Below are 26494 nucleotides of genomic sequence, written 5' to 3' on the forward strand. Positions count from 1 at the left end.
CTCCCGTTGTCAGGCCGTCGCTCTGTAGAGCGAACTCCACCTCGGCCGCAGCCCGTTGTTCTTCTTCGGCTCGCGCCCACATCTCTCGATATTCATGCGGAAGTTCATGGCCGCCGAAATCGCTCAAGTTCAATCCTCAGCTTAATGGCATGTCAGGGGTTTGTTCCCTCGCCGCACTGCCTATCTCGGTTTTCGAAGTAATCGTTTCGAATCTGCTTCCCCGTATTTGCATCTCCGTCGACCATGTCCAATAGTGACGTCACGTCGGCTCGGTTCTGTTCAGCTTCACTGAGCGGTATCCCGCCGACGAGAGAAGTCCAGGGTTTGAGAGAACCGTTTTCGAATAGGTTCGGGAATTGTTTCCGAAAATCGGCGGGAATCTCCATTCGGCTCAGAGCTTCGTAATTCAACTTATTGAAGTCTGGTCGTTGTTCGGTGCATATCGCGGGCTCCGGACTCACTTCCTCGTTTTCGGTACAGGAAGCCGTAATCGCGGCGATTATCACGATAACTGCTACAGCCCAAGTGTGGCGGCGGGTTGGTGCGGTTGTGCTCATCGTCCTCACTTCTTCGGCCGTCCAGGCAAACCTTCGGCGGTGTCTTCATAAGCTTCCCCCATCCGGTCGCCGCTATCGATAGTTCCATCCAAGTTGTCAAGCAAGTTCACGAGAGATTCCTTCCTGGTGTTGACCTCGCCAAGCGGTCCAGTGACGATAGACTCCCACGATTTAAGTGAACCGTTCTCGAACAACTGAGGGTACTGTCGCTGCGTTTCCAGCGGCACGTCCGCCTGACTGATTACGTTGTGAATCCGGAACACTTCATCGCGCCGGGTCAGTTGAGGTTCAGGGCTCGGATCTGGACTTTGTCCGATCATCGATTCTTTGACGGGGTCCATTTGACCATCCATGAGGTCCCACATTATATCGCCAGCGTAAGGTATTCTCTTGACAGCGATGGCCGTAACAGATTTGCCGGTATTGAACCATCGCTCCTTATCCTGATACGCATCCTTGGCAGCCTGATCCGCAGCTTTACCGTCGTCTTTTGCTTCCTCCAGTAATCCGGCATCGATAAGTCCGTCTATCCGTCCGGCGGTGATCAAATTAGCTACCGAGCTTTGATTTCCGATGTTATTCGCAAATTCCACTTCGTTGGCCCGCGCGAGGATCGCGGCCTCGCGAGCGAAAATCTGGCCAGCTTCGTCGTTTGTGTTCATCACCGAGAAGATGTGCCGCGCTCCACGATACGACAAGTTGTCCTTATCGGGGTTGACCCAGCTGGTGCCGTCGGGATTTGATTCGATGTTGAAGCCCACCGTGTTTGGCCGGTCCCCACCCGCTAGTTCCTCGATGAACGGGCTCATGCTTGTCGCTAATTGCTGGACCAGCCGAGGGTTTCGTTCCCCGACAGACTCGCTGTTCTCACCCTCCAGATTCATCAGCGTCTTCCAGCGCTCATCGTCGGCCATATATTGGCCCACCGCGCTCATGATGTTGCCAGCGCGTTCGGCCGTGGCGACATCGACCTTGTTGTTTGGGTCTTCGACGGTGGTATCGGTCAAGTCAGTGAACGCGAAGAGTTTGGCGGCGACGCTGTCGTCTGGCCAGTCCGTGGTGAGGACATTGCCGATGAAGCGCTCGCCCTTCTCTCCCTCGGTGACGACATCGCGCAGTGCAATCTTGTCGTCGCCAACGGCGTCAAAAATGCTCTGTGCTGCAAGGGAAGTGCCGTCGAGCCCCTGCGCCAGCGGGTATTGCTTGGTGATCTCGTCGCGGGCTTCCATATATAGGCCCGCCTTCTGCAACAGCGACCTGTCCAAGTCGCTGCCCTGTCGAAGCGCGCTGTCGCTGGCTCCGGCGATCTGCGCCAACGCCACGGTCTGGGCAAGATCGTCGGTCGAGGCCACCGAATTTGGGGAGATAGCGAACAGATCGGAGTTGCGGTTCAACGAGTTTCGCATCTGAGCCGGAAGCTGGCTGAACCCGCCGACACCGCCGTTGGGCAGATCTTTGTCGTCACCCTGCACCGGCCCTGCCGCGACTCCCTTGGTGGACACCAGTTGCAGGGAGTTGGCCAAGCCGTCTCGCGCCGAGGACGGCAGTTGATTCATGATCTGCAGAATCTCTTGCGGGCTCTTGCCATCAAGCGACCGCGCGATCTGATTGAGGTACTCCATTTGCGAGGCCGGGATGACAGCGGTGTCGCCCGCACGCAGGGCATCGATCTGCTCCTGCGTCAACCGACCCGCTTCGACCAGTCGCATCAGTGCCGCGTCACTCAGCTGGGCGGGGTCATCGGCCAGGACTTTACCGTCCCCGGCCCCCTGGTCCGCGCCCAAGGCCCCAGCCGATGCGAAGGCCACCGCCAACGAGCCACGGGCGGCCTCCAGCGCGTCGCGAACCGCTCCGTCAGCTGTCATTGCCGCCAGCGTGTAGTCCTTCAAGTCGCGGGCCAGGTTGTCCACCGCTGTTTGATCGGCGTCGGAGGGCGCGGTCACCGCGAGGGTAGGACCAACCTCCCAACCGAGACTTTCAGCCTCGAGCAGCAGGTTTCGCGCCCGCTGCAACGGCTCGTTGATCTCGCTGTAGCCCTGCCGGGCACGGGTCGCCACGGCGTCGAGCTTGTCGCTCAGAGTCTGCATGGTCGTCAGGTCGCCGGTCGCCCGGGCTTGCGCGGCCTCGGCGGCCTTGCCTTCCCAATGGGCTCCGTTCACCTGAGTGACCGCGTTGCGATACTTGGTGAACGTGGCTTCCAGGTTGTCGCCGATCCAAACCCAAGTGGAGGCAAACCGATTGAGCACTTGCGGATCGACGGTACGCAACCACTCCAGCGGATCCTTCGCGGTCACGCCGTAGTCTCCACCGTCCAGTCACCGGTAGCTTTCCGGTACAGGTCGACGAAGGCGTCGGCCGCAGATTCGTCCATGTTGGCGAACTGCTTGGCGGCGTTGATCATGACGTCGCCGGTTTCGCTCAACCGCTCCTTCGCGGTCGGAATCAGGGCATTGTCGATGAGCTCGGTCATGATCTGCGCGGCCGCCACACCGGAGAGCAACGGCTCGTCCAACCACACAGTCGCGGCGTTCTTCGGCTTCGCATTCGCCGCCTCAGCCGCCAAACCGTGCAGCGTATTGCCTAGGTTCCCGAGAATCTCCAGATCGGTTTTGAACGTCACAGAACCCCCTTGCCCCCCTAGACCGGCAAGATCTCCCCCGGGGCGGAAAGTTATACGAGGTGACCAGATCGGTCAAACCGGTCGAAAGTGCTCGGCCATTCGAATCAGCCATTCGCGCATTGTCTGCAGCGAGGGCGGGTCCTTCGACTGCCCCTTTCCTCGCCGACAGTCGTCAAGCGGGAGGTCTGCCGACGCATACTCATGCTGCGGTTAGGAGCGCTCTTGGTTTGGCTCAGACGAGACTTCGAGCCAGAGCGTTGCGACGGCCGCAACTCGGTCAGGTCGGCTCGTGTGACAACGGCCGCGTCTGGTCGACATCGGTAGCGTGGCCCAGGGGTAGACCGCCGAGTTTGTGTGGCGAGTATCGGAAGGTGAATGAAAAACTGTACATTCGCCTGGAAACATGCAGGTGAAGAAGTGTGCTCCCCGCGTGTGCGGGGATGAGCCCAGATCCAGGGACGCGTGGTCGGGCCACTGCCCGTGCTCCCCGCGTGTGCGGGGATGAGCCCATGCTGAGCTGCCACGACATTCCGGTACCCGAGTGCTCCCCGCGTGTGCGGGGATGAGCCCATGTGCCCGTAGACGGTGGAGTAGAGGCCTTCGTGCTCCCCGCGTGTGCGGGGATGAGCCCCCGATCGGCCTCGTGGTCGTCGCTATCGCCGCGTGCTCGCCGCGTGTGGGGGGATGAGCCCTGCGAATTGAACTCGCCCGCAGCGTCGCTCAGGTGCTCCCCGCGTGTGCGGGGATGAGCCTCAGGAGACCGAGACTTTCGCCGTGAAGTCGATCTGCTCCCCGCGCGTGCAGGGTGAGCCCGACTGACCGATCTGTCCCAGCAGCCCACCGAAGTGCTCCCGCGCGAGCGGGATGAGCCCATTGATGGGCCGAAAGTGACGGTCGAGGTGGTGCGCTCCACGCGCCGTGCGGGGATGAGTGGTGGCCGAGCTCGCGCACCATCTTCTCCGACTGGTATGCCTCGCAACGCCCGTCACATAACTGCCGATAGGAAAGCGACTTTGCGCGGCATCGAGTTCTGGGTCGGCTTCATTCATGGCTCGATCGTCTTCGAGGCCGCCACCGACCCGTCCGCCGCCCGCATCGACCCACGCACATTGGTGTTCCGCCAGATGCCCATTCCGCACGGCCACGCCTTGGCGTTGGTAGATCCGCCCAGCGGATTCGTCCACGAGTGGCTCGCCGAAGAACGCACCGCAATCGCGGGCTGGTGTCACCACCAACCGGAATTCGACTACGCCAGAGGGCTTCTCGCCGCAGAACCCTGCTTCGCGCTCGCCTCCGGTGCGCGCAGCGAAGCGAAAACCCAGTCACGCCTGCGCTTCTCACCGACTGACGAATGGATGGTGGTGGATGCCAGGTGGACCCGCATCAAAGGACGCGGCCGCCCGCAAGCCCTCATCGATAGCACCCCAGTCGCCCCGAACCCCGTGCCGCTGATCAGAGGATGCCGCATCTGCCAGGATCTCGTGCACCGTCCGACGCCTGCGGCCTGGGGAAGCGAGTTCGATGAGCCGCCTCCAGAGCCTGGACAATCGTGACGCGATGTATCACGACGGATGCAGAGAGCACCGATCACCCACAGAACACGTTGCGGATGAGATGGGAACCCCCGCGCACGCGGGGAGGACCAGACGCAGTCGGGACAGGCCCGCCTGGACGCGGGCTCACCCCCGCGCACGCGGGGAGGACGCCACCTCCCGCACACCGGCGGGCGGGGGGAACGGCTCACCCTCGCGCACGCGGGGAGGACACACCGTTATCGAGTGTCAGCACCAAGCCGTGCGGCTCATCCCCGCGCACGCGGGGAGGACCTGGACTTGGACTTGTTCGCCGATTCCAGCGAGGGCTCACCCCCGCGCACGCGGGGAGGACTGATCAGCGGGCGAGTGATCACCGGCCACACCGGGCTCACCCCCGCGCACGCGGGGAGGACGGTGATGACGACCAGGAGGGCCGTGAGTGCTCGGGCTCACCCCCGCGCACGCGGGGAGGACGAGATGCGAAGACCGATGTCTCGGGCGGTCTTGGGCTCACCCCCGCGCACGCGGGGAGGACGTTCGAATCCTGACGAGAGAACTCATCCCGAAGGGCTCACCCCCGCGCACGCGGGGAGGACTCCAGGCAGACGTGTAATCCGTTGGCCGCCTTGGGCTCACCCCCGCGCACGCGGGGAGGACGACATGGCCAGTGTTCCCGCGCACGTTCGGCGGGGCTCACCCCCGCGCACGCGGGGAGGACGAACTCCGTGCGCTGCGCCGAATCGGCCAGGAGGGCTCACCCCCGCGCACGCGGGGAGGACTCGATCACACCCATCGGTGCGCGGATCTCGGAGCGCTCACCCCCGCGCACGCGGGGAGGACACTTCTTGACCAGCGGTTCTACATGCCGATTGGGCGTTTTTCATTCACTCTCGGTCGATGGATCGCGATTGCTGCGCGGGCGGCCTGCTTTGCGGTATCTGCTGGCTTTGCTCCATCCGCCGCGGGTGCCAGTTGGTTGGGAGGTGTTGGTGTGGGGACGGCGTATGAGGTGGATGCCGTCGATGTCGACGGGTTCCCATTCGTGGCGGTGGACCTTGAACGCGAGTCGTTGTTTGGAGCGGGTGGAGTAGATCATGATGGCGCGGCCATCTCGGGACAGCTCGATCACTCGCTGCCATGCCAGGTCTCGCACACGGGTGTTCAGGAAACCGACGAAGACGCCTGGGCTGATTTCGAGGAGCCAGCGGGTGAGGTGTCTGCGTAGTCCGGCCGGACAGTCAAGCGGTGCCGCCAGTGACGTTGCTTTCCCGGCCGACCGGCCGAGCTCTGTCACCGCATTGCGGAAGCAGACTTCTCAACCGTTCGTGGGTACGCGAGTTGTTCAGTTGTCAATGTGCCTTACGAAGATTGACCGCACCCGTCCGGGCTCTGTTGCCGCAGCCTCCCATGGAGTCCGATCGTCGAGTCGATCATAGGGTCGGCGCGGCTGCAATAGTCCTGCCGCGCTTAGGGCTCCGGCTAGGTGCCGCATTCCATCGCGTGGTGATGGCGGCGAATACGCCTGGGAAGACGTACGGCGGGCAGCGCTCGGTGCCGGGCCGTGGGTCGATTGTCGGTTGTGTCGGGTAAGTCCGCAAAAGCTCTGTACAGCAACAGGTTTCGGCCATACCCTGGGACGCGTGCCTGAACTGTGGGGGAAGTGGAGTGGCCTGCCGGGGCGGTATCCACTGAGGTGGCATCTCTTGGATACTGCGGCGGCCGCCCATGTTTTGTGGGAAGCGCATTTGTCCGAGGGGGTACGTGCGTGGATCGGTGCCCAGCTTCGCCTGGGGCCGGAACAGACTCGTCGGTTCGTTACATTTCTGGCTGGTCTGCACGATGTGGGTAAGGCATGTCCCTGCTTTCAGAATCAGTCGCCTAAGCCTGGTGAGGCCAATTGGATTCACCATGCGGAGGTGTCATATCTGACGCTGACGGAGCTGTTGCGGGAGCCTGGTCGCGAATACCGGATCCTGATGCTGTCGAGTCCGTACCGTATGGCGGAGTTGCTCGGCGGGCATCATGGATTCTTTTGGTCGTCTGATAGGAGGACGGTTCGTAATCCGGCTGTGCACCGAGTGAATCAACTGGGTGATTCACATTGGCAAAATGAGCGGCGGCGATTGGTTGAGGATCTCAGATCGCTGTTGGGGCATCCCGAGTTGCCTGCTGAGATCAGCGGTCAGGTCGCTGCGGTATTGGCTGGTCTGGTGATTCTCGCGGATTGGGTGGCTAGCGATGGGGAATGGATCAGTACCTCGCAATGGCGTGCCAGCCGCGACCCTTTTGCGCGCTGGGACCATACCGTACGTGGGTTGCGAGATCGCCTGCCTGCCTTGGGATTATCAGTTCCTGAACTGGCGGACATAGTGACTACCGACATGATATTGGGCAAGCAGCCCAACGCGCTGCAAGCATCGATTGAGAGGGATTTTCGTCCAGACGCTCCTGGGCTGCTGGTGATCACCGCCAGTACGGGATATGGCAAAACGGAGGCGGCGTTCGTTGGAGTTCACCGTTTCGGCGCGGTCACCGGTCGTCCGGGCATGGTGGTTTGTTTGCCTACGCAGGCGACGACGAATGCCATGTGGGGCCGCGGGACTGCGTTCGCAGGAAGAGTTGCGGCATCGGATCGGCCTGTGACGCTGGCGCATACGATGAGTGCCTTCTATCAGCCGTACCGGGACTATTGTGCGGACGATGAAGTACTGGAGTGGCTCAATGGCCGACACAAGCCGCTACTAGCGGGCATGTCGGTGGTGACAATCGACCAGGTGTTGATCGCGGCATTGGCCACCAAGTTCAACATGTTGCGGCTGTGGGGGCTTCTAGGCAAGACCCTGGTGGTGGACGAGGTACACGCTGCGGATCCCTACATGCAGGCACTGTTGGCTCGTCTGCTGTCGTGGTGCGGGCATCTGGGCATCAGCGTGATCCTGATCTCGGCGACGTTGCCGCAGCACATCACTCGTGCAATGACCGCTGCGTATCTCACAGGAGCGGACCCTGTTCCGGAGAATCCGCCCGTCATTGAAACACCGTCCTATCCCGGGTGGTTGTTCACCTCATGCCAGAGGAATGTGCAGCGTCCCAGCGCTGCCTCGGTGGAAGAAATGCGTGAGCACAGTAGGCGAGACGCGCGGATCAAACGTTTGGAGTACAGGCGTGGTACGCGGATCGATCGGATTCTTCGATACATCGGATTCGCCGTAGACGGTGGCGGATGTGTGTCGGTGGTGTGTTCCACCGTGGCCTCTGCGCAGCACACCTTCGAACGGGTACGGGCATTCTTGAGCGCGCGGCCCTCCTCTGCAGAGCTGGTGCCGTTGTGGCTGCTGCATGCACGGTTTCCTTACCACCAACGACGCAGGATCGAAGGCGAGGTCATCACCCGGTTCGGTAAGTACCCCACCGAAGACCACTCTCGGCCGAGGACCGGCATCGTCATCACGACCTCGATCCTCGAACAATCCCTCGATGTCGACTTCGATTTGGTGATCAGCGATCTGGTACCCATCGCGCACTTGCTCCAAAGGCTGGGGCGAGTATGGCGGCACCCCCACACTCGACCGAGCTGGATCCCGAAACCCGCACTGGTGGTGTTGGATCCGGCTCTCGAACGCTTCCCTGAGGAGTGGACGAGCATATATCCCGAATACGAACTCGCGGCGACCCGTCGGATGCTGGAAGGGGATGGGCTCGATCTCGTGGTGCCGCATGATGTCGACAAGCTGGTCCAGCATGTCCATAACCACGATCTGCCGCCGATCGATGACGAAGCCAAAGCCGCATGGGCCGAGCGCCAGTCGACCACCACGCTGCACAAGGCGCTGGCTGGCTACGTCACCATTCCTGCGCCCCACATGGTGGGAGGGCTGCACGAACTGACGAACCGGCAAGTGAAAGAAAAAGACGTGACGACTCGCCTCGGGGTGGACAACATCTGGTTGATCCCGCGTTACACCAGCGATGACGGCCGCTATTGGCTCGATCCCGAACACAGCACACCTTTTCCGAGTCACAAACCCGGTCACTCGGAAGTGATGTCGATGATCGATGCCTCGACACGCTGTCCCGCCAACTGGGTGCAGGGTTGGGGCAACCCCTACGCGGAGTTCTGGAGGCGCACACCGCTGTTCGATGCTTTACCTTTCCCTGCTCCGGCCCACGGTGGCCTTCGTTTGGACTCCGCACTCGGTCTGGTAAACGAGGCTCAACATGACTATCTGTGATCTCCGAAGCGAGCCCATCCTTCCGGTGCTCACCTCCGGCGAAGACACTGCTCCGTCCAGAGTAGTCGTCAGTGTGGGTCTGCGTGAGCTCATGGTGAACGCGCACACCTACACCGATCTGGCGATCACGATCTCACCTGCCGCGGCGGGCATGCTGCGCGTTCTATATGTCATCGCGGCACGTGTCACCGGAATCGACAAGGCGCGCACCCGAGTTCAATTCGAAACCTTGCGAGCCGACGCAGCGGAGCGGGGACGGTTCTCGCCTGAGCGGATCGACGCCTACCTGTATCGAAGCGATCTCGACGGTCGATGGAATCTATTCGATCCGGTATCACCCTGGTTGCAGGATCCGCGCCTGGTGAAGGAGTCGAAACCCAAGTCCATCAATACATTCGATCCCACACGTCCGCGTGACAACGGACCAATCTGGTGGCGACACACGTGGACTGAGCGGGTGCCCGCGCTCAGCGCCGCCGAGGCGCTGCAATGGTTGCTGACCCACTACTGGTATGGATCTGGTGGTACCGGTGGCACTCGTCGAGTGGGTGATATCAACAGCCAGCACATGTCGGCTGGCCCACTACGCGGCACGGTGAGCTTCTATCCTTTGGGGCGCAATCTATTTCAGACGATTATCGCCGGGATTCCCTCACCTTCGACAGCTCCTGGTGCAGGCATTGATTTTGCCCCTTGGGAGGCGCAGGAGTGTCCGGACCCACTCAGTGCACCCGACGAGGCGACCTGGCCCGCAGGGCTGTTGACCGGGCAATCGCGTCACGCGATGCTACTGGTCCCCGACAGCTCGGGGACGAGCGTTCATAGTTGTTATCTGACCTGGGCATACAAGACGCGTCATCCTCCGCTCGCGGATCCGTACACGATCCAAGACCGACGAAACGACGTGTGGCAGCCGCGCTTAGCGGATGCTGCGCGTGCGGTCTGGCGCGACGTGGATGCGCTGCTCGCAGACCAAGTCGATCGCCATCGCCCGCAAGTGTGGACCGATACCCAGAGCATGCCCGACTCGTGGCAAGCCGACCTGCGAGTGCGGGTGTACGGGTGGGAGCAGGATCGTAAAAGCACCGACCGAATGATGTTCACTGCCACCACCCCCCAGCTGTTGCAATGGGCGTACGAGAACGATCCGGAGGCTGCCGTCGGTGCCGCTGGACTGCACGCTGCCGCTGAGGACATGCATGGCGTGATGTGCACGGCATTGCGTACCGCGTATCGCAATCTGGGCGGCGGCTCGTCGCGGAAGCCCGCCCGAGATGCTCCGTGGATCGCACTCGCCGACGCGTTGTATTGGCCAGCGGCCGAAAAGCTATTCTGGGAGTTGCTGCCGCAGCGAGGTTTCGACCGGAGCTATCGCAGCTTTCTCCCTCTGGCAATAGACGCCGTGGATGCCGCCACGCGACACGTCGCCCACCACCCTCAGGTCGCGCGCGAAACAGCAAATGCAGTCCGGCACCTGCGCCGGTTCGCCGCAAAGAAGAACCCACCGAAAGAAGGACGCGACTGATGCCCAATGAGGCCGACGCTCGGTTCGTCGGATACATCACCGAGTTGGCGCAGGACGCCGGTATTCGCGCGGCCCTTCGTTCTGGGCTGGGCCGTCCTGTGAACCGATCCGACAGGATGCACGCCTATCTCGCGCGGTGGACCGACAGCGACAAGCCTCACCAGGAAGCGGTGCGCTACACCGTGGCCGCATTGATCGCACACAATCCGATCGAAGTGGTTTCGGCCTCCAGGAGCGGTACCGGAAACATCGGGGCAAGCATTGCTCGCTACGGTGCCCTCGCCGCCAGAACGCGGGAGGCGTCGGTTCATCTGCTCACCCGTCAGCCTGCCAGTCAGCTCTGCCGAATGCTGACCCGTGTCATTGTGCCGCTCCGAACCGCCGACGTGGCCGTCGATTTCGTTGTGCTGCTCGACGACGCATCTCGATGGCCGTGGCGACGCACCGAGATCGCGCGTCGCTGGCTACAGGCTTACTACCGCATCGACGCTATCGAAACAGACGACGGCATCGCTTGAGTACCGCGCGAATATGCCTGCGTCGCTGGGCGATACGTGGTTCGGCCCGAACGACTCGAAATTGAGGAAGGAATCGCGTGTTTCTCGACATTCATGCCCTGCACACATTGCCGTACTCCAACGTCAACCGCGACGGGCTCGGCAGCCCCAAGAGCTGCATATATGGTGGCGCACAACGGATTCGAGTATCGAGCCAAAGCTGGAAACGAGCTGCCCGGCTCGCGGTGGAAAACCAAATCGGTGCGCCGACTCTGCGGACCCGGCAGATCGCGGTTCGGCTGAGCGAGAAGCTTCGGGAACAGTCGTGGGGTGCCGACGATGCTCGGCGTGCTGGCCGCGCAGTCGTCCACGCCTATGGATTATCCCCGGAGGACGACAACGACATCACCAACGTACTGCTCTGGTTGCCCGCGAACGTTCTTACCGACCTTGCTGACGTCGCCAACGAACATCGAGAACTGATAACAAAGCTCCCGCTTCCGGTCCTCGGCGAGGACGGGAAGGCAAAGAAACTGACCAAAGGACAAAAAGCCGCGCGGGACACAGCGATCGCCGATGCAGTGTTAGAGCTGCGTGAGCCAGTCACCGCAATCCTGAACGGCAGCAACCCGACCATCGCGCTGCTCGGCCGGATGCTGGCCGACGCCCCAGACCACACCGTCGATGGTGCAACGCAAGTGGCCCACGCCTTCACTGTGCACGAAGCAGCACCGGACTTCGACTACTTCACTGCTGTCGATGATCTCGCGCCGAACTCCGGCGCGGGCCATCTAGCCACCGCGGAGTTCGCGGCGGGGACGTTCTACCGCTACTGCACCATCAATATCACTCAGTTCTACGGCCAGGTCGGTGATCTCGAGACAGCGTTAGCCGTCGTCAGCGCGTGGGCCCGAACTTTCTTAACCGTGGTGCCGTCGGGCAAACAGAACTCGACTGCCGCACGTACCGTCCCCGATCTCGCCTATCTGGCGATACGTGAAGCTCCGCTGTCCTTGGCCGGTGGCTTCGAACGCCCTATCGTGACCAGCAGCAACGGATACGTCGACCAAGCAGTCGAGACCCTGAACAAATACACCCAGCGTTTGCATCAGTTTCTCAGCGACAGCGGGAAATGGTCCGGCCACGCAGGAACGACCACGGCGCAGACCCCCGCACTGGGCACCACGTTCTCCTCATTGAATGACCTGATCAAGCAGTCGGCTGAAAAATCGCGCGAAAGCATGCTTTTCGAGGCGAAGTCATGAGCGGGCTCCTCCTGCATCTGTCGGGGCCACTGCAGTCGTGGGGTACCCGATCCCACTGGAACTTTCGTGACACCCTGATCTATCCGACGCGATCCGGTTTGGTCGGTCTGGTGGCTGCCGCGATGGGGCACCCGCGACACGAACCGCTGACTCGATACACGAGTTTGGAGTTCACGATCAGAATCGACCGCCCAGGCCAGGTGCTCGTCGACTACCACACGGTGGGCGGCGGCCGCCCCCGCGAGCAGACACCGGCGCGCGCAGGCGGAGGGCATCGCGCTGAAGGCGCGGGCACCATCGTGTCACACCGTCACTACCTCACAGACGCCGCGTTCACCGTCGCGATCACCAGCCCCGACGAGGAACTGATCACCGACATCGAAAGCGCGCTCAGTGCACCGACGTTCGGGCCGCATCTGGGTCGTCGCTCCTGCCCGCCAGCGGGTCCGCTTGTCCTGGGGCGCGTCGATGATCCGGCCACCGACCTCTGTCGAAGCGTGCCGATCGCGCGCGAGAGACCGCGAGACACGGACTCGGTACTCGTCGAGATCGTGGCAGAGAATCCGCGAGGCACCGACGAGGCGGCGCGCTCACACACCAATACAACACAGCCAATCAGCTTCGGAGAATCGCGCGCCTACCACCCCCACACCACTTGGCACACAAGGCATTCGATGCCAGCCGCGCTGTGTTCAGGGATCGGATCGACCTACCTGGACGCGCTCATCGACTTCCAAGCGACCGCATCGTGACCACAGTGCTGCCACCACCCACGCGGACACACCGGGACACCAACTGCACTCGGGGAGAGCATCGTTGACTTCCTTCACGCCCATCGTGACGCTGACCAAGATCGTCGCGAACCCAGCGGATTCACGCGTGCGCCACGACCTCCGCGACGTGCAGAGAATGCATCAAGTCCTGATGTCCTTAGCGTGCCCGCCAGATTTCGGACCGTCCAGCCGATCCGCGGCCGGTCTGCTCTACCGCATCGAACATACTGCGGTCGGCGTGCATATCTTGATGCAGTCTGCCACCCAGCCAGACCCCGCGCGGCTGAGTCCGGGATACGGCATGGCGGGTTCTCGTGACCTGACACCCCTGCTAGACCAACTCGAGACCGACGTGGTTGTCCGCTACCGCATCGTCGTCAACCCAACCAAGAGCAGCCACCAAGGGGCTGACCAGCGAGGCAAACGACAGGGCCTGGCGGGAGACGAGGCGATGGCATGGTGGGCTCGCAGAGCCAACCAATGCGGACTTGCGCTCCGTGACACGCAAATGAGCGGCGGTGGCACTATCACTGGCTTCCGTCGTGGGCAGCAACAGAGATCACGCATCGCGATCGCCACAGCTAAGTTCGAGGGTGTAGCTTCTGTCAAAGATGCAGCCGCAGTACGGGATTCGATTCTCACCGGTATCGGGCGCGGACGAGCCTACGGCTGTGGGCTGCTCTCCGTTGCGGTGTTGAGGTGAGAAGAAGTCCGGCTACGGCGAGACCGTCCGCAGGCTCCCTGAAATGCCCCGCCGAGTACCGAATCTATCGCGATCATAGTGCGCGACAACAATATTCCGATCTGGGACTGCTCATTTCTTCCGCCGACGAGGGGCTGCAGGGTTGTTGGGAATGGAGTCTGACTCGATTCCATCCGCATCGGCGGCTGGCCGTGATTGCCGCCAACCACAGTCGAATGCGTCCGTGCGACCTCCGGGTGCCACCCCCGACGGGTCAAGTCTGTTCCAGCGCGACCTGCCCAGCCAGGCTGTGCGGCAAGGCTTTCCGGTTCACCGGGGATGTCGTAGATCCAAACCCTTGTCGTGCATCCGCTCGGCCAGATCAGAAACTTGGCACGCGAACGCGGGAGACAACTTCCCGATGTCATGAACCCCGGCCAGCCACCGCAACAAGACCCGTCCATCCGGAACCCCGCGAGGCAGCTCGGCCGAAATCAGCTGCTTCGTGCTTTCCGGCAACCCACCGGTCCCATACCAGTCCCGCTACCGCGGCAGAATCCGCGAGATGTTGTACGAGCGACAGACTTCCACCATCGCGATCGCTCTTGGCCCACGCGGATAACGTTGCAGCAGAGATCATTTAACCACCGATGTGAATTGAACACTCGCCGAGACCAGGCGGCCGCCAGCATATCGGTGCCTACCGACAAGCAGTAGAAGGCAGCTTGAAGTGCACGTTCGATCGAACAATTGAGACCTGAACCTGTGGGGCCCTGGTGCGATGTGCCGCAGCGGAGCGTTGCACGAGCAGGTGCTACCGCACCTGCTTGGCCTAGTCATGCCTGCGGGCGCGAGGCGACTTGGGGCTACTGTACGAATGTGCCTGTCTTCATTCGCGTTTCGCATCTGGCCTCTTCGACGTGGGCACCCGGGGGTGTCGATAGAGGCGGTGCTCGCACGCTCATCCTGCGGGGGACGACCCGTCCGACTGCACCAGGATCGACATGTGGCGGTCAGGGTTCGGTGGCCAAATACCCCACGACGCCATCACGCGCGGGGGACAGGAGTGAATGAAAACCTGTGCATCTGCGTGAAAACGTGCAGGTGAAGAAGTAGGCTCCCCGCGCGTGCGGGGATGAACCCTACTACCGCGCCAACTACGGCAACGACCTCACAGGCTCCCCGCGCGTGCGGGGATGAACCCCGACCCGACTTCACCGCGGCTGAGGCGAAAAAAGGCTCCCCGCGCGTGCGGGGATGAACCAGTTCCGCGATCTCGGCGGCGCGTTCGCGCAGAGGCTCCCCGCGCGTGCGGGGATGAACCCGCGGGCACCGTGGTCGGGCGCGGATGCGGCAGAGGCTCCCCGCGCGTGCGGGGATGAACCCGCGAGTGGGTCGTGGTCTGGTGGACCGAGACCAGGCTCCCCGCGCGTGCGGGGATGAACCCCCCTCGTCGGAACTGCGGCGCACCGTGCCTACAGGCTCCCCGCGCGTGCGGGGGATGACCCACCATCGCGCGAGCGGCCAGTACATCATCCGACGCTCCCCGCGCGTGCGGGGATGAGGAATCAAATGCTCGTCTCCCCGGGGGGCGTAGGGGCGTCGCGCGTTAGTCCTGCGTTTCAGGTCTCCGGTTGGTTCTGCTGGGGCTCAGTGGCTACCTGTCCTGGTTGTTCGCGATGGGCTTCCCGAGGAATGGCCGATCTTAACCGCGTCGCGTCCGCAAGGACGCGACTGACGGTGGAGCGGCTGCGGTGAACGTGGTCGGCGATTTGTGTGGCGTTCCAGCCGTCGTCGAAGTGTCGGGTGAGGATCAGGGCCACTTCGTCGGGGTGGCGGCCTGCGGTGTCGCGGGCGCAGATGCTTGCCGCCAGTTTCGACCATTGGGCAGTGGAAGGCACGGTCGTATCGGATCGGTGTTTCGTGCGCACGGGTTTGTCGAGGTTCGTCGCGAGTGTTGGTGGGACGACGGGACTTTCGGCATCAATACCGTGCACTTCGGGATCGGCGGGTACGGGATCTACCTCGGCGTGCGCACGGTGGTGGTACCGGGTGGTCGCCAGCAGCGCTGCGGTCGCCTGTGCCATCGAGCCTTCGATGATGAGGGGACACAGCCATGCCTCGTCGGTTGCGACGCCAGCGGTGAGTGCGAGGGAGCGCAGCGCCGTGAATGACAGGCGGAACGCGCCGACTGCGATCAGCAGGGTCATGGTGATCGCGAGGACGTGGGTGGTGCGCGCGTGAGAGGCGGCGTTCGAGACGTTGAGGAGCGCGGGACCTAGTGTTGGTCAGTGTGGGTCGCCGTCGCCGACGAGCGATCGGTGAGGTGTCCTGAACCTGAGATTTAACTAGGGCTGCCTCAAGTTTCTGCAGGTCAGCCCGGTTCGAATAAGACCCCGCTAGGTCCACAATTGAAAATGCAGTTCAGGTACCACGTTCCGTGGGGCAGTTTCTATCCGGAACTAATTCCGTGGGGCAAACGTGGGGCACGAACCGTCAGCCCAGCAGTTGCCGCACATAGGGGCACCCAGCGCGCACGAGGCGGCCCGCATACGTGTGTCGGAGTTCGTGGGGGACGTACATTGCCCAAGCGGCGTCTGTCGGAATCCTCCGGCTCGAAGCGGCCACAATATTGCGCGGCCGAAAATCGCTGCGCCGACAAGGTCGCGGAAGCAATCGCTCGGCGTTTCTGGTGAGATGTGCCCGACCGCTTGTTGGAAAGGTGCACGATGCGATTCTGGAAGGCGCGGTCGGTGCGACCGGGACTGTTCGGGCAGGATGTACCTTCGTTCGTGAAGCGCGTGAGTGGTCTTGAACTGCTCGAGCTCGGCGAGGCAGCTCGCTCCCAGGGCTTCGCCGCCTGTGGCAGACCCGTGTGGACCAAAGCTTCTCTGGCGGAGATGGTTTCGGTTCTGTTGATCCCGATCTGCCGCAAGACCAATGACACGGGTCGGTTGCGGGCGTGGCGGTGTTATGCCGGAGTGACCTTGGACGGGCAGGGAACGTTCAGTTTCACCATCGACATCTCTCCTGGGGATTTCGACAGTTTGCCCACGGTGAACGACCCCTGGGATGTGGCCGAGGCGCTGCTGTATCACTCGCCCCACCTGCCGATCGAGGAATGAGCGCACACGAGGGCGACCACAACCCCGCGAACTGCCAGGCCCCACGGTATCGCTGTCACGCGTTGAGGGCCCGGGTGGGCGTCGGTGCAGTCGGTTTGGTCGGAAGCTTCGCGGAATGCTCTGTGGCGCAGTGCTTCTCGTAGCGGGTGTGTTCATGACTTTTGTCATCGTTCGGGTATGAGGAACTCGGTGTGGATCGGTGACTGGGCTTACTACTGACGTCGCGCCGGATTGGCGAGGGTAGGAGGCATGAACAGGACTTATCGAAATATCCGGGCTGGCGAATCGCTGGTGGGTGGGGATGTCATTACCGCGCGGGGGCTGCGGCGGACGTATGGGCGGGGTGACGCGGCGTTCGAGGCGGTGAAGGGGGTGGATCTGCGGGTTGCGGAGGGGGAGGTTTTCGCCTTGTTGGGGACTAATGGGGCGGGGAAGACTTCTACGTTGGACATGTTGGAGGGGTTGGTTGCTCCTTCCGGCGGGGTGGTGGAGGTGTTTGGGCTTGATCCGGTGGGGGATCGGGGGCAGGTGCGGGCGCAGGTGGGGATTATGTTGCAGGCCGGGGGATTACCGGCGGAACTGACTGTGCGGGAGACGTTGGAGATGTGGCGGGGGACTTGTAGTAATCCCACTACTGCCGATGTTGTTCTCGCGCAGGTTGATTTGGTTGATCGGGGGGATGTTCGGGTTGGGGCGTTGTCGGGTGGGGAGCAGCGGCGGGTGGATTTGGCTTGTGCTCTGTTGGGGCAGCCTCGCCTTCTGTTCTTGGATGAGCCGACTACGGGGTTGGATCCGGAAAGTCGTCGGGGGACTTGGCAATTGCTGGCTGAGCTCAAGGCATCCGGGGTAACGATGGTGCTGACTACGCACTATCTGGATGAGGCGGAGGCGCTGGCGGATCGGATCGCGATCATGCACAAGGGGGAGATCGCGCGGGAGGGGACGTTGCGGGAGATTGTCGATGGGCATCCTGCGCGGATTGTGTTCGACCACCCTGGGTTGCCGTTGCCGCCGCTGCGCGGTGCGCGGGTCGATGCGCGGGCCCGGGTCACGGTGAGTACCTATGACCTCCAAGGGCATTTGGTCGAATTGCTCGGTTGGGCGGGGGATCACGGGGTGCGGTTGGGGGGTCTCGAGGCTCGTGCCGCCTCGCTCGAGGCTGTGTTCCTGGAGATCGCCAATGAATCGACGACGCCTGAATTGATTGGAGCAGCACGATGATCGGCACCATGACCACGACGGGCTTTCGCCGTCGTCCGCTCGCGGCGCTCGCGAAGGCGGAGTATCTCCAGTTCCGGCGGAACAAGACGCTGGTGTGGATGGCGTTGTTCTTTCCGGTCGGAATTTCGCTGGCCATGTACTCCATCGCGACGAGGGAAGAGGAACCCACGACGGCCACGGCGGCGATGACATTCGAGCTGATCGCTTTGGTCGCATTGCTTTTCGTGCAGTACTACTCGGTGCTGTCCATGGTCACGACGCGCCGTAGCGAGGGCGTGTTGAAGCGATTGCGTACCGGGGAGGCCGCCGATTGGCAGATCCAGACTGCGCCGACGGTGCCGGGCGCACTCGTGACCATCGCCTCCACGGTCGTGGTGGCCGCGGTGGTCTACGGGACGGGCACGCCCGCGCCGGTGAACCCGCTCGCCATCGTGCTCGCGATCCTCGGCGGGATCGTGCTGTTCTCACTGTTGGCCCTGGCGACCAGCGCCGTGACGAAGAACGCCGAGGCCGCGCAGATCACCTCGCTGCCGGTCATGACGGTCGCGATGCTCGGTCTCGCGTCCATCCGCAAGATCCTCCCGGATCGCTTGGCCGAGCTGGCCGACTGGACGCCGTTCGCCGCCATCTCCGACCTCGTCTCCCTCGGCGCGTCCGGCAGGCTGGCGAAGTCGAGCGCCACCGATGCGGCGCTCGACTTCGCGGGCACCTGCGGCCAACTCGGTCGCCCGTTTGCCACACTGGCGATATGGACAGTCCTGGCGTTCGCGCTGACCCGCAAGGCCTTCCGCTGGGACGACCGCGGTTGAGCGGCGTGACGTCGTGGTGGCACGGGCTGTCGGGCAGCGCCAAGTTCAGGCTCTACAGCCGTGCCACCCTCGATATGGCTCTTGTCGTGGTGGTCGCCGCAATGGCGATCACCACAGGCGGATGGTGGTCGATCGCGCTCGTGGTCGCCGGTATCGCGGCCGTCGGCGCGGTGGAGGCGCGGCCCGAGTTCGCCTTGTCGTCGCGGCCCGAGCCGCGGGAGTGGGTGCTGCCCGCCGCGACAGTGACCCTGACCGGAGTGTGGCTCGCCGCCGTCGTCGTCGGCAGGCTGGCCGGGAGCGAGTCGACCGTCGCGCAAGCGCGCCTGACCGGCACCTATGTGGCGGTACTCGCCATGTTCTCCATCGTGGCCTTCCTTCCGCACAGATGGTGGACGGTCCTCGGCCTGAGCCTCGCCACCGGACTCGCGTTCTGGAAGTCACCCGCATCCGGTCTGATCACCGCCACGGTGACCTTCGTCTTCGGCGGTTTCGTCGTCGGCACGACGCTGCTGACCCTCTGGGGCCTTCGAGTCGTCGAAGAACTGGACCGTGCGAAGGCGATCGAGGCGGACCTCCAGGTGGCCGAGGAGCGGCTGCGCTTCGCGCGGGATCTGCACGATATCGTCGGCCGCGGCTTCTCGGCGATCGCGGTGAAAAGCGAACTCGCGGCGGCGCTTTCACGATCCGGCGACACCGATCGCGCGGTCACAGAGATGGACGAGGTCAAAACCCTCGCCGTCGAATCGATGAGCCGGATGCGCGAACTGGTGCGCGGCTACCGCGGCATCGATCTTCGGGGCGAGGTGGCGGGTGCGCGGTCGCTGCTGTCGGCGGTGGACTGTCGGCTCGTCGTCGAGGGCGATCCCGCGCATATCCCGGCGCGGTATCACGAGGTCGCCGCCTGGGTCGTGCGTGAGGGCACGACAAATATCGTCGAGCACTCGTCGGCGACGTCGGCGGTGCTCGCGCTCGGGGGTGCGGGCATGTCCCTGCGCAATGACCGCCCGCACGGCCCGCCGGGCGAGCGCTCGGGGCTGCGCGGCCTCGCCGAACGGCTCGCACCGCTCGGGGCGACGCTCGCCACCACCGCGTCGGACGATGAGTTCGTGCTCGAAATCCACTGGGAGAAAAAATGATTCCGGTATTTCTGGCCGACGATGAAACACTCGTGCGCGCCGCGTTGGCGACCATGCTCGGACTCGAAGCCGATATCGAGGTCGTCGACCATGTGGGCTCCGGCGAGGAGCTCATCGCCGCGTGGCGTCGCCGCGACGGCGATCCGGTCGCGGTGGCCGTCATCGATCTGCAGATGCCCGGCATGGACGGCATCGAGACCGCCGTCGAACTGCAGCGCCTCACCCCGGGCGCGGGCACCTTGATCGTCACCAGCCACGGCAGACCCGGCTACCTCAAACGAGCCCTCGCCGCCGGTGTGCGCGGATTCCTGCCCAAGACGACCTCGGCGGCGACCCTGGCCGAGGTGATCCGCACCGTCCACCGCGGCGGCCGATACGTCGACCCCGAATTGGCCGCGGAAGCCATCAGCGCGGGCGACACCCTCCTGACGGCCCGCGAGGCCGACGTCCTCGAGTACGCCATCGACGGCGCGCCGGTCGAGGACATCGCCCGCCGCGCGCACCTCTCACCCGGCACCACGCGGAACTACCTGTCCTCGGCCATGGCCAAGCTCGGTGTCTCCAACCGCTACGAGGCCGCACTCAAGGCCCGCGAAAAGGGCTGGATCTGACCGTCGCCCCCGAAACAACGGGCTGTCGCCATGATCGACCCTGTGGTTACGGTCCAGGCACCAGCCACATGGACGGTGTGGTGTCGATCGAGAGCGAGTGCACATGCGAATTCGAGCAGCGGTTGTCGCGGCCTTGGCGGCCGGAACGGTTCTGATCACCCCGGTCGCGGCGCAGGCCGTGCCCGCACCGGCCCGTGACGTCTCCACCTCGTCGGCCGAGTGTGCGATGGGTCTGCTCGCAGGTTTGATCGCGGCGCTGACGACCGGTTCGTCGGCTGCGGTGGGGTGTCCGACCTCGGCCTGATCGCGAGAGGTTCGGAAACCCAGGGCGGGCCTGGGTTTCCGTGTCGGCTTCGGCGTGCCATCGGTTGATGGGCGATACATTGGAGACGGCCCCGTCGAGCGAGTTCGGGCTGGTTCGGCGATGTTTCCGGTATCGGACCATGGACGAGAGGGCTCGGTCATGTGGGTGGTGCGGTCGGTCGGCAGGTTCGTAGCGCTGGGTGTCGTGGTGGCGCTTTTCTTGGTTGTCGGGTGTGCCGGTGGGGGCGGGGATTCGGGGTTTCGGTTTCAGGTGCGGGAGGGGGCCAATCTCAATTACTTTCTGCGGGACGGGGAGAGTGCGGCGCATGTGGTGCTGAGGTCGGGGCGGGATCTTCGGGTTGTCGTGGCGTTTCCGGCGGGCAACAGCGGGGTGGGGGTGTGGTTCGAACCGATTGCGGCGGCGGGGGAGTGGGAGCTCGAGTCGGCTCCGAAGGCCAAGGCGGATACGGATTCTCGGGGGCGGGTGCGGCATGGGGTGGAGTTCGAGGCGTCTGTGGCGGCGCCGGGGCTGAAGGTTCGGCAGGCTGTGCTGTCGAATGTGCGGGTGTTGCGCGACTACAACCAGAAGGGGGTCGTACCGGCTGAAGTTGTTGTCGGGCCGACGCTTTCGGGAGACGTCATTACTTGGGATCGGGATCGGCTCGACGGTGGGCCGGGGTATCGCTTGAGTTTGGAGGTCGTGCACGGTACCGCGGCGTCCGGTCAGGAGATCACGGCGGGGGATGACGGCCGGATCAGGTTGCGGATGACGGCTACGACCGGGGATACACCGCTCGAACCTTTGGCGGGGGATGCGTTGTTGAACGGGTCCGAGGCCGAGATCGACAGCGCGAAGAACACTCTCACCTTCTTGAGCTATCGGGAGAAGTTTCTCGGCGGATCGTGGCAGTACAACACTTATTTCGGGCGGGACACCCTGATCTCGACGATGATGCTGATGCCCGTGCTGGCCCCGGATGCCACGGAGGCCGCGTTGCGGGCTGTGCTGACACGGTTGGGGCCGGAAGGGGCCGTGGCGCATGAGGAGTCGTTGTCGGAGTTCGCGATGCTCACTCGAAAACAGGAGAACGCGGCAATGACCGATGCGCCGATTCTCGACTACAACATGGTGGACGAAAACTATTTGCTCGCACCGGTTGTCGCCGCCTATCTGCTCGACGACCCAACAGGTGCGGAACGCGCGGCCGGGTACTTGCAAGGCGACAATGGGCACGCGCTGGTTCGCAATCTGCGGTTGGTGGTGTCGAGTGCGGCGGCATTCGCCGACGATCCGCGATTCGGCAATTTGATCGCGCTGCAAGCGGGTAAGGATTCAGGGCAGTGGCGCGACAGTGATATCGGGATCGCTGGCGGTCGCTATCCCTACGACGTCAACGCGATCCTGGTCCCCGCCGCACTCGAGGCGACCGCTCGTCTCCTCGACAGCGGCGTACTCGCGCCGTTCCTCGATGACACCGCGCGCCTGGAGCTATCGCCCGCCGCCGCCCGAGCGAAGGTCTGGCGCGCAGAGGCGCCACGCCTGTTCACGGTGACCATCGACCCGCAGCAAGCCCAACAGGCGATCGACACCTACGCCACCAGCATCGGCGTCCCCACACAGCAGGTCGGCCCGAATCCGCCGACCTTCCCGGCTGTTTCGCTCGCCGAGGACGGGAAGCCGATACCGATACTCCACTCCGACGATGTCTTCGATCTACTGTTCGGCACTCCGACACCCGATGACCTGAATGCGAAGGTGGCCAACCTGGTTCGGCCCTTCCCGCTCGGCTTGATTACAGGCGCGGGAATGGTCGTCGCCAACCCCGCCTTCGCACCGCCGGAGCTTCAGGCCCAGTTCACCACGCACGACTACCACGGCACAGTGGTGTGGTCCTGGGTCCAAGCGGCCTTCGCCAGCGGCCTGGAACGCCAACTGCGGCGCAGCGACCTACCGTCGCCGGTACGGGACCGTCTTGTGGCAGCGCAGGATTCACTGTGGGCGGCGATCGACGCCACACGGAATATGCAGAGCTCCGAACTCTGGGGTTGGCGATTCGACAACAGCTTCCAGGCCACCCCGTTCGGCGCGAACACCGCCGACGTCACTGAATCCAATGCGGCACAACTGTGGAGCAGTGTGTACCTCGCCGTGCGCCGACCCGTCCGGTGACGTCAATAGTCCAGCGCGTGCTCCGGCTGGCAGACGTCCAAGGGTGACGGTAGGTACCTGGCGATGGCGTCGAGGAGTGGGGCGATGTCGTCGGCGGTGGGGGGTGGGGCGCAGAGGGTGGGGACGATGTCGCCGAGGCGGGTGCGGTAGCGGATGTGGGGGAGAGGGCCCGGCTGTAGGTCTGTGACACCTTCGAAGGTGGGGCCGAGGCCGACGGGGCTTTGTAGGAGAAGTGGTGCCGCGCCACGGGTTTCGGCGATGGTGCGGACGGCGCGGTCGAAGTCGGCGGCGGGGTGGTCGAGGGCGGTGACGAGGCAGAGGCGGGCTACCTGGTGGTCGTCGGCTATGCGCAGGACCGTCTCGAGTCGGGACGTGCGTGCGGCGGCGTTCACCACGGCGATCAGCCCGTCGGCCACCCGGATGGAGCGTTCCAGGTGTGCGATGGGGGCATGGGTCGACAGCTCGACGACGCGGATGGTGTGCTCGACACTGTCGGCGATACAGTGCACCGTGGTCTCCGCGCCGGAGGTCGTGGTGCCGAAGCAGCGCCGCAGGCGGCGGATCACGGGCGTCGTGTCGTCGGGGTGGCCGATGAGGGTGACATTGCGGATCGACTGCGGGTCAATGGCTTTGGTGCCCATTGTGCTGTGGTACTCCAGATCGACGCGAGGAGGTCGGGGCGTCCTCAGTCCGCCCTCACCGTACCTCCGGCGGCGGATCGGCGGATCGGAATTCGGCCACAAAATAGAACGTGTTCCTATACGGTCGGGCTGTGCAGAAAGAACAACGCCCGGCGGTGGCCGACTGGTTCACCGCGGAGGACGGCGCGGTGCGTCTGAAGGGAAGCCGCTGCAGTGCTTGCGGCACACCGTATTTCCCCCGGAACACCCTCGCCTGTCGCAATCCGCGGTGCGCGGCGCCGAAGGATGGGTCCGAGCTCGACGAGTACCTGTTCTCCACGCGTGGCCGTATCTGGTCGTACGCCGATGCCCGCTACAAACCGCCCGCGCCCTACGTCTCGGGTGATCCGTTCGAGCCGTATGTCGTCGCGGCCGTCGAGCTCGAGGTCGAGCAGATGGTGATTCTCGGGCAGGTCGTGCGCGAGTTCACCGTCGAGGACCTGGCCGTCGGCATGCCGGTCGAATTGACCGTGGGCACGCTGTACGAGGACGAGGACGCCGAGCACACGGTGTGGATGTGGAGGCCGGTCAATGACTGACGATCGCGATATCGCCGTCCTCGGTGCGGGTATGCACCAATGGGGCAAGTGGGGCCGCAATTTCGTGGAGTACGGCCTGGTCGCGGCGCGCGCGGCGCTGGCCGACGCGGGGGTGAACCATCTCGACGTCGGTTACATCGCGGGCGCGGACACCATCCGCAACGGCTATCCCGGATTCGTCGCGGGCGCGACCTTCGCCCAGGCGCTGGGCTGGTCGGGTGCGCGGATCTCGAGCAGCTACGCCGCCTGCGCCTCCGGCGCTCAGGCCATCGCCAATGCCCGCGCGCAGATTCTGGCGGGCCTGTGCGACGTGGCGCTGGTGGTCGGCGCGGACGCCACCCCGAAGGGCTTCTTCCAGCCGGTCGGCGGAGACCGCCGCGACGATCCGGACTGGCTGCGCTTCCATCTGCTCGGCGCGACGAATCCCATCTACTTCGCGCTCTACGCCCGCCGCCGGATGGCGATCCACGGCGCGACCCTCGAGGATTTCGCCGCGGTCAAGGTGAAGAACGCCCGGCACGGCCTGAACAACCCCTATGCCCGCTACCGCAAGGAGGTGTCGGCCGAGGAGGTCGCCGCCTCGGCGATCGTCTCGGATCCCTTGCGGCTGCTCGATATCTGCGCCACCAGCGACGGCGGCGCGGCCCTGGTCCTCACGTCGATGGAGTACGCGCGCCGCCGCGGCATCACCGACCCGGTCCGCATCCGCGCCCTCTCCACGGTCACCCCGACCTTCCCGAAAACCGTTCTCGACCTACCGGATTTCGCGACCGACTCCGCCGTCGCCGTCGAGCCCCCACCGCACACCTTCCGCTCCGCCATCGCCCACGCCGCCTACGAGGAAGCCGGACTCGGCCCCGCCGACCTCTCCTTCGCCGAGGTCTACGACCTCTCCACCGCCCTGGAACTGGACTGGTACGAGGACATCGGCCTCTGTGAAACAGGCGGCGCGGAAGAGCTGTTGCGCAGCGGCGCAACAACATTGGGCGGCCGCATCCCGGTGAACCCCAGTGGTGGCCTGGCCTGCTTCGGCGAGGCCATCCCGGCCCAGGCCATCGCCCAGATCTGCGAACTCACCTGGCAGCTGCGCGGCCAAGCCGACGGCCGCCAGGTCGAGAACGCCAGCGCGGGCATAGCCGTGAACCAGGGCCTCTTCGGCCACGGCTCGGCCATCATCGCCACCCGCTGAACTCGGCCCGTCACACTCGCGCCGCGACGCGAGTGTGACGGGCCAGCAGGTAGGCGGCCACTGCGGCGGGGAGGTTCATGAGGACGCCGTAGACCGCGCCGGGGACCGCCATGGTGTCGTTGTGCAGGACCGAGGCGGCCACGGCGATGGCGATGGCTCCGTTGTGGATGCCGATCTCCATGGCCGAGGCGATGGCCTGGTCGGTGTCGACGTTCAGCAGCTTCGGGGCGAAATAGCCTACGGTCAGGCTGATTACGGCGAAGAGCAGGCAGATCGAGGCCAGGGTGCCGATGTTCTCGGTCAGCGTGTCGAAGTTCTTGGCCACGGCGGCGGTCACCACCAGGACCAGGACGACGATCGAGAGGATCTTCACCTTGCCGCGCATGCGTTCGGACCAGGCGGGGAAGCGCCGGTGGAGGTACATGCCGAGGGCGACGGGGATCAACACGATCGCGAAGACCTGGGCGAACTTGTCCGGACGCAGGCCGATGGACTCCGAATCCTCCAGGAACAGGGCGAACGACAGCGCCACCACCAGGGGCATCGTGAAGACCGCCAACACCGAATTCACCGCTGTCAGAGTGATATTGAGCGCGACATTGCCGCCAGCGATATGGCTGAACAGATTGGCCGACGGCCCACCGGGGGAGGCCGCGAGCAGCATCATGCCCGCCGCCAGCGCACCGTCGAGTCCGAACAGGTAGATGAGCCCGAGGCAGACGCCCGGGAGCACGAGCATCTGGCACACCAGCGCGATCACCGCCGCCTTGGGATAGCGCAGCACTCGCGCGAAGTCGTCGACGGTCAAGGTCAGGCCGAGCCCGAGCATGATCAAAGCCAGGGCGATCGGCAGCAGCACCGCGAAAACCGTTGAACCCATGTGGATCTCCTCTCACCGTCCCCCGTAGCACCGGGTGACGACGTTAGCCACCGGTACCGACGAACGCGAGCCGGGCGAGCGGACCGCCCGATGGATCCCTGACAATCGCAGCGTGTCGCCGATACTCGGCGGCGCTGTTCCATTA

At 64.0% G+C, this 26494-nt stretch carries 25 protein-coding genes and 1 CRISPR repeat array; of the genes, 16 read left to right on the plus strand and 9 right to left on the minus strand.

Features of this window, described 5'->3' with window-relative positions:
• Window positions 1-152: 152 nt before the first annotated feature.
• The 3 genes from ACIBH2_RS20290 to ACIBH2_RS20300 are packed head-to-tail and all read right to left on the minus strand — an operon-like array spanning window position 153 to window position 3177.
• Window positions 153-557 carry a hypothetical protein gene (locus tag ACIBH2_RS20290; protein WP_397119511.1) on the minus strand — a complete coding sequence of 135 codons (405 nt, stop codon included), beginning with the start codon at window positions 555-557 and terminating at the stop codon, window positions 153-155.
• A 5-nt stretch (window positions 558-562) separates the two neighbouring features.
• Window positions 563-2851: a hypothetical protein gene (locus ACIBH2_RS20295; RefSeq protein ID WP_397119513.1), complete on the minus strand. Its 2289-nt coding sequence runs from the start codon at window positions 2849-2851 to the stop codon at window positions 563-565.
• Window positions 2848-3177 (minus strand): hypothetical protein, encoded by a 330-nt coding sequence (locus ACIBH2_RS20300; RefSeq protein WP_397119515.1) that lies wholly within the window; start codon window positions 3175-3177, stop codon window positions 2848-2850. Before ACIBH2_RS20300 ends, ACIBH2_RS20295 begins: the two co-directional genes overlap by 4 nt.
• A 1013-nt stretch (window positions 3178-4190) precedes the next feature.
• Here ACIBH2_RS20300 and ACIBH2_RS20305 point away from each other — a divergent pair.
• Window positions 4191-4730, plus strand: coding sequence for a hypothetical protein (locus tag ACIBH2_RS20305; RefSeq protein WP_397119517.1), 540 nt, complete (start codon window positions 4191-4193; stop codon window positions 4728-4730).
• Window positions 4731-4791: 61 nt separating this feature from the next.
• A CRISPR array of direct repeats spans window positions 4792-5552; the repeat unit is 29 nt; unit sequence GGGCTCACCCCCGCGCACGCGGGGAGGAC.
• A 40-nt stretch (window positions 5553-5592) separates the two neighbouring features.
• Here the strand turns inward: ACIBH2_RS20305 and cas2e are convergent.
• Window positions 5593-6006: a type I-E CRISPR-associated endoribonuclease Cas2e gene (gene cas2e / locus ACIBH2_RS20310; protein ID WP_397119519.1), complete on the minus strand. Its 414-nt coding sequence runs from the start codon at window positions 6004-6006 to the stop codon at window positions 5593-5595.
• Window positions 6007-6352: 346 nt separating this feature from the next.
• Here cas2e and cas3 point away from each other — a divergent pair, with 346 nt between their 5' ends.
• The 6 genes from cas3 to cas6e all read left to right on the plus strand — a co-directional run bounded on the left by cas3 (window position 6353) and on the right by cas6e (window position 13707).
• A complete protein-coding gene (gene cas3, locus ACIBH2_RS20315; RefSeq protein WP_397119521.1) occupies window positions 6353-8944 on the plus strand; it encodes a CRISPR-associated helicase Cas3' in 2592 nt (863 codons plus the stop codon).
• Window positions 8931-10469, plus strand: a complete 1539-nt coding sequence (gene casA, locus ACIBH2_RS20320; protein ID WP_397119523.1) for a type I-E CRISPR-associated protein Cse1/CasA — start codon at window positions 8931-8933, stop codon at window positions 10467-10469. Before cas3 ends, casA begins: the two co-directional genes overlap by 14 nt.
• On the plus strand, window positions 10469-10987 hold the full coding sequence (gene casB, locus ACIBH2_RS20325) for a type I-E CRISPR-associated protein Cse2/CasB (RefSeq protein ID WP_397119525.1): 519 nt from the start codon (window positions 10469-10471) through the stop codon (window positions 10985-10987). The genes casA and casB overlap by 1 nt, the downstream gene beginning before the upstream one ends.
• A 77-nt stretch (window positions 10988-11064) precedes the next feature.
• Window positions 11065-12231, plus strand: coding sequence for a type I-E CRISPR-associated protein Cas7/Cse4/CasC (gene cas7e / locus ACIBH2_RS20330; RefSeq protein WP_397119527.1), 1167 nt, complete (start codon window positions 11065-11067; stop codon window positions 12229-12231).
• The gene (gene cas5e, locus ACIBH2_RS20335; RefSeq protein WP_397119529.1) at window positions 12228-12983 is read left to right on the plus strand and encodes a type I-E CRISPR-associated protein Cas5/CasD; all 756 of its coding nucleotides are present in this window, start codon (window positions 12228-12230) and stop codon (window positions 12981-12983) included. The genes cas7e and cas5e overlap by 4 nt, the downstream gene beginning before the upstream one ends.
• A 64-nt stretch (window positions 12984-13047) precedes the next feature.
• Window positions 13048-13707 (plus strand): type I-E CRISPR-associated protein Cas6/Cse3/CasE, encoded by a 660-nt coding sequence (cas6e, locus tag ACIBH2_RS20340; protein ID WP_397119531.1) that lies wholly within the window; start codon window positions 13048-13050, stop codon window positions 13705-13707.
• A gap of 309 nt (window positions 13708-14016) precedes the next feature.
• On the opposite strand, the gene ACIBH2_RS20345 is transcribed toward cas6e, so the two are convergent.
• The 3 genes from ACIBH2_RS20345 to ACIBH2_RS20355 form a co-directional block, all read right to left on the minus strand.
• The gene (locus ACIBH2_RS20345) at window positions 14017-14184 is read right to left on the minus strand and encodes an HD domain-containing protein (RefSeq protein ID WP_397120923.1); all 168 of its coding nucleotides are present in this window, start codon (window positions 14182-14184) and stop codon (window positions 14017-14019) included.
• A complete protein-coding gene (locus tag ACIBH2_RS20350) occupies window positions 14111-14326 on the minus strand; it encodes an HD domain-containing protein (RefSeq protein ID WP_397119533.1) in 216 nt (71 codons plus the stop codon). Before ACIBH2_RS20350 ends, ACIBH2_RS20345 begins: the two co-directional genes overlap by 74 nt.
• Window positions 14327-15308: 982 nt before the next feature.
• Complete coding sequence (locus ACIBH2_RS20355; RefSeq protein WP_397119535.1) at window positions 15309-15896, minus strand: DUF2637 domain-containing protein; 588 nt, start codon at window positions 15894-15896, stop codon at window positions 15309-15311.
• Window positions 15897-16415: 519 nt separating this feature from the next.
• On the opposite strand from ACIBH2_RS20355, the gene ACIBH2_RS20360 reads away from it, so the two are divergent.
• The 7 genes from ACIBH2_RS20360 to ACIBH2_RS20390 all read left to right on the plus strand — a co-directional run bounded on the left by ACIBH2_RS20360 (window position 16416) and on the right by ACIBH2_RS20390 (window position 23061).
• Window positions 16416-16811 carry a hypothetical protein gene (locus ACIBH2_RS20360; protein WP_397119537.1) on the plus strand — a complete coding sequence of 132 codons (396 nt, stop codon included), beginning with the start codon at window positions 16416-16418 and terminating at the stop codon, window positions 16809-16811.
• A gap of 249 nt (window positions 16812-17060) precedes the next feature.
• Window positions 17061-18032: an ABC transporter ATP-binding protein gene (locus ACIBH2_RS20365; protein WP_397119539.1), complete on the plus strand. Its 972-nt coding sequence runs from the start codon at window positions 17061-17063 to the stop codon at window positions 18030-18032.
• Complete coding sequence (locus ACIBH2_RS20370; protein ID WP_397119541.1) at window positions 18029-18841, plus strand: ABC transporter permease; 813 nt, start codon at window positions 18029-18031, stop codon at window positions 18839-18841. Before ACIBH2_RS20365 ends, ACIBH2_RS20370 begins: the two co-directional genes overlap by 4 nt.
• A 5-nt stretch (window positions 18842-18846) precedes the next feature.
• Complete coding sequence (locus ACIBH2_RS20375; RefSeq protein ID WP_397119543.1) at window positions 18847-19977, plus strand: sensor histidine kinase; 1131 nt, start codon at window positions 18847-18849, stop codon at window positions 19975-19977.
• Window positions 19974-20588 carry a DNA-binding response regulator gene (locus ACIBH2_RS20380; protein WP_397119545.1) on the plus strand — a complete coding sequence of 205 codons (615 nt, stop codon included), beginning with the start codon at window positions 19974-19976 and terminating at the stop codon, window positions 20586-20588. The genes ACIBH2_RS20375 and ACIBH2_RS20380 overlap by 4 nt, the downstream gene beginning before the upstream one ends.
• A 103-nt stretch (window positions 20589-20691) precedes the next feature.
• Window positions 20692-20892, plus strand: coding sequence for a hypothetical protein (locus ACIBH2_RS20385; RefSeq protein WP_397119547.1), 201 nt, complete (start codon window positions 20692-20694; stop codon window positions 20890-20892).
• Window positions 20893-21255: 363 nt separating this feature from the next.
• Window positions 21256-23061 carry a hypothetical protein gene (locus tag ACIBH2_RS20390; RefSeq protein WP_397119549.1) on the plus strand — a complete coding sequence of 602 codons (1806 nt, stop codon included), beginning with the start codon at window positions 21256-21258 and terminating at the stop codon, window positions 23059-23061.
• Between the two features lie 2 nt (window positions 23062-23063).
• On the opposite strand, the gene ACIBH2_RS20395 is transcribed toward ACIBH2_RS20390, so the two are convergent.
• A complete protein-coding gene (locus ACIBH2_RS20395) occupies window positions 23064-23702 on the minus strand; it encodes a GTP-binding protein (RefSeq protein WP_397119551.1) in 639 nt (212 codons plus the stop codon).
• Between the two features lie 155 nt (window positions 23703-23857).
• Between ACIBH2_RS20395 and ACIBH2_RS20400 the strand changes: the two genes are divergently transcribed.
• Both ACIBH2_RS20400 and ACIBH2_RS20405 read left to right on the plus strand, forming a co-directional pair.
• Window positions 23858-24280, plus strand: coding sequence for a Zn-ribbon domain-containing OB-fold protein (locus ACIBH2_RS20400; RefSeq protein ID WP_397120925.1), 423 nt, complete (start codon window positions 23858-23860; stop codon window positions 24278-24280).
• Window positions 24273-25469: a lipid-transfer protein gene (locus ACIBH2_RS20405; RefSeq protein WP_397119553.1), complete on the plus strand. Its 1197-nt coding sequence runs from the start codon at window positions 24273-24275 to the stop codon at window positions 25467-25469. The genes ACIBH2_RS20400 and ACIBH2_RS20405 overlap by 8 nt, the downstream gene beginning before the upstream one ends.
• 10 nt (window positions 25470-25479) lie before the next feature.
• On the opposite strand, the gene ACIBH2_RS20410 is transcribed toward ACIBH2_RS20405, so the two are convergent.
• Window positions 25480-26349, minus strand: a complete 870-nt coding sequence (locus tag ACIBH2_RS20410; RefSeq protein ID WP_397119555.1) for a bile acid:sodium symporter family protein — start codon at window positions 26347-26349, stop codon at window positions 25480-25482.
• Between the last annotated feature and the right edge of the window lie 145 nt (window positions 26350-26494).

It is taken from the genome of Nocardia sp. NPDC050406, from assembly GCF_044459025.1.
In the GTDB taxonomy this organism is placed as follows: domain Bacteria; phylum Actinomycetota; class Actinomycetes; order Mycobacteriales; family Mycobacteriaceae; genus Nocardia.

Bases quoted from the DNA above. Each gene is read 5' to 3' on its own strand.
- ACIBH2_RS20290 (WP_397119511.1), bottom strand. From the start codon at position 557: ATGAGCACAACCGCACCAACCCGCCGCCACACTTGGGCTGTAGCAGTT.
- casA (WP_397119523.1), top strand. From the start codon at position 8,931: ATGACTATCTGTGATCTCCGAAGCGAGCCCATCCTTCCGGTGCTCACC.
- casB (WP_397119525.1), top strand. From the start codon at position 10,469: ATGCCCAATGAGGCCGACGCTCGGTTCGTCGGATACATCACCGAGTTG.
- cas5e (WP_397119529.1), top strand. From the start codon at position 12,228: ATGAGCGGGCTCCTCCTGCATCTGTCGGGGCCACTGCAGTCGTGGGGT.
- ACIBH2_RS20350 (WP_397119533.1), bottom strand. From the start codon at position 14,326: ATGATCTCTGCTGCAACGTTATCCGCGTGGGCCAAGAGCGATCGCGAT.
- ACIBH2_RS20355 (WP_397119535.1), bottom strand. From the start codon at position 15,896: ATGACCCTGCTGATCGCAGTCGGCGCGTTCCGCCTGTCATTCACGGCG.
- ACIBH2_RS20360 (WP_397119537.1), top strand. From the start codon at position 16,416: ATGCGATTCTGGAAGGCGCGGTCGGTGCGACCGGGACTGTTCGGGCAG.
- ACIBH2_RS20365 (WP_397119539.1), top strand. From the start codon at position 17,061: ATGAACAGGACTTATCGAAATATCCGGGCTGGCGAATCGCTGGTGGGT.
- ACIBH2_RS20370 (WP_397119541.1), top strand. From the start codon at position 18,029: ATGATCGGCACCATGACCACGACGGGCTTTCGCCGTCGTCCGCTCGCG.
- ACIBH2_RS20380 (WP_397119545.1), top strand. From the start codon at position 19,974: ATGATTCCGGTATTTCTGGCCGACGATGAAACACTCGTGCGCGCCGCG.
- ACIBH2_RS20385 (WP_397119547.1), top strand. From the start codon at position 20,692: ATGCGAATTCGAGCAGCGGTTGTCGCGGCCTTGGCGGCCGGAACGGTT.
- ACIBH2_RS20395 (WP_397119551.1), bottom strand. From the start codon at position 23,702: ATGGGCACCAAAGCCATTGACCCGCAGTCGATCCGCAATGTCACCCTC.
- ACIBH2_RS20405 (WP_397119553.1), top strand. From the start codon at position 24,273: ATGACTGACGATCGCGATATCGCCGTCCTCGGTGCGGGTATGCACCAA.
- ACIBH2_RS20410 (WP_397119555.1), bottom strand. From the start codon at position 26,349: ATGGGTTCAACGGTTTTCGCGGTGCTGCTGCCGATCGCCCTGGCTTTG.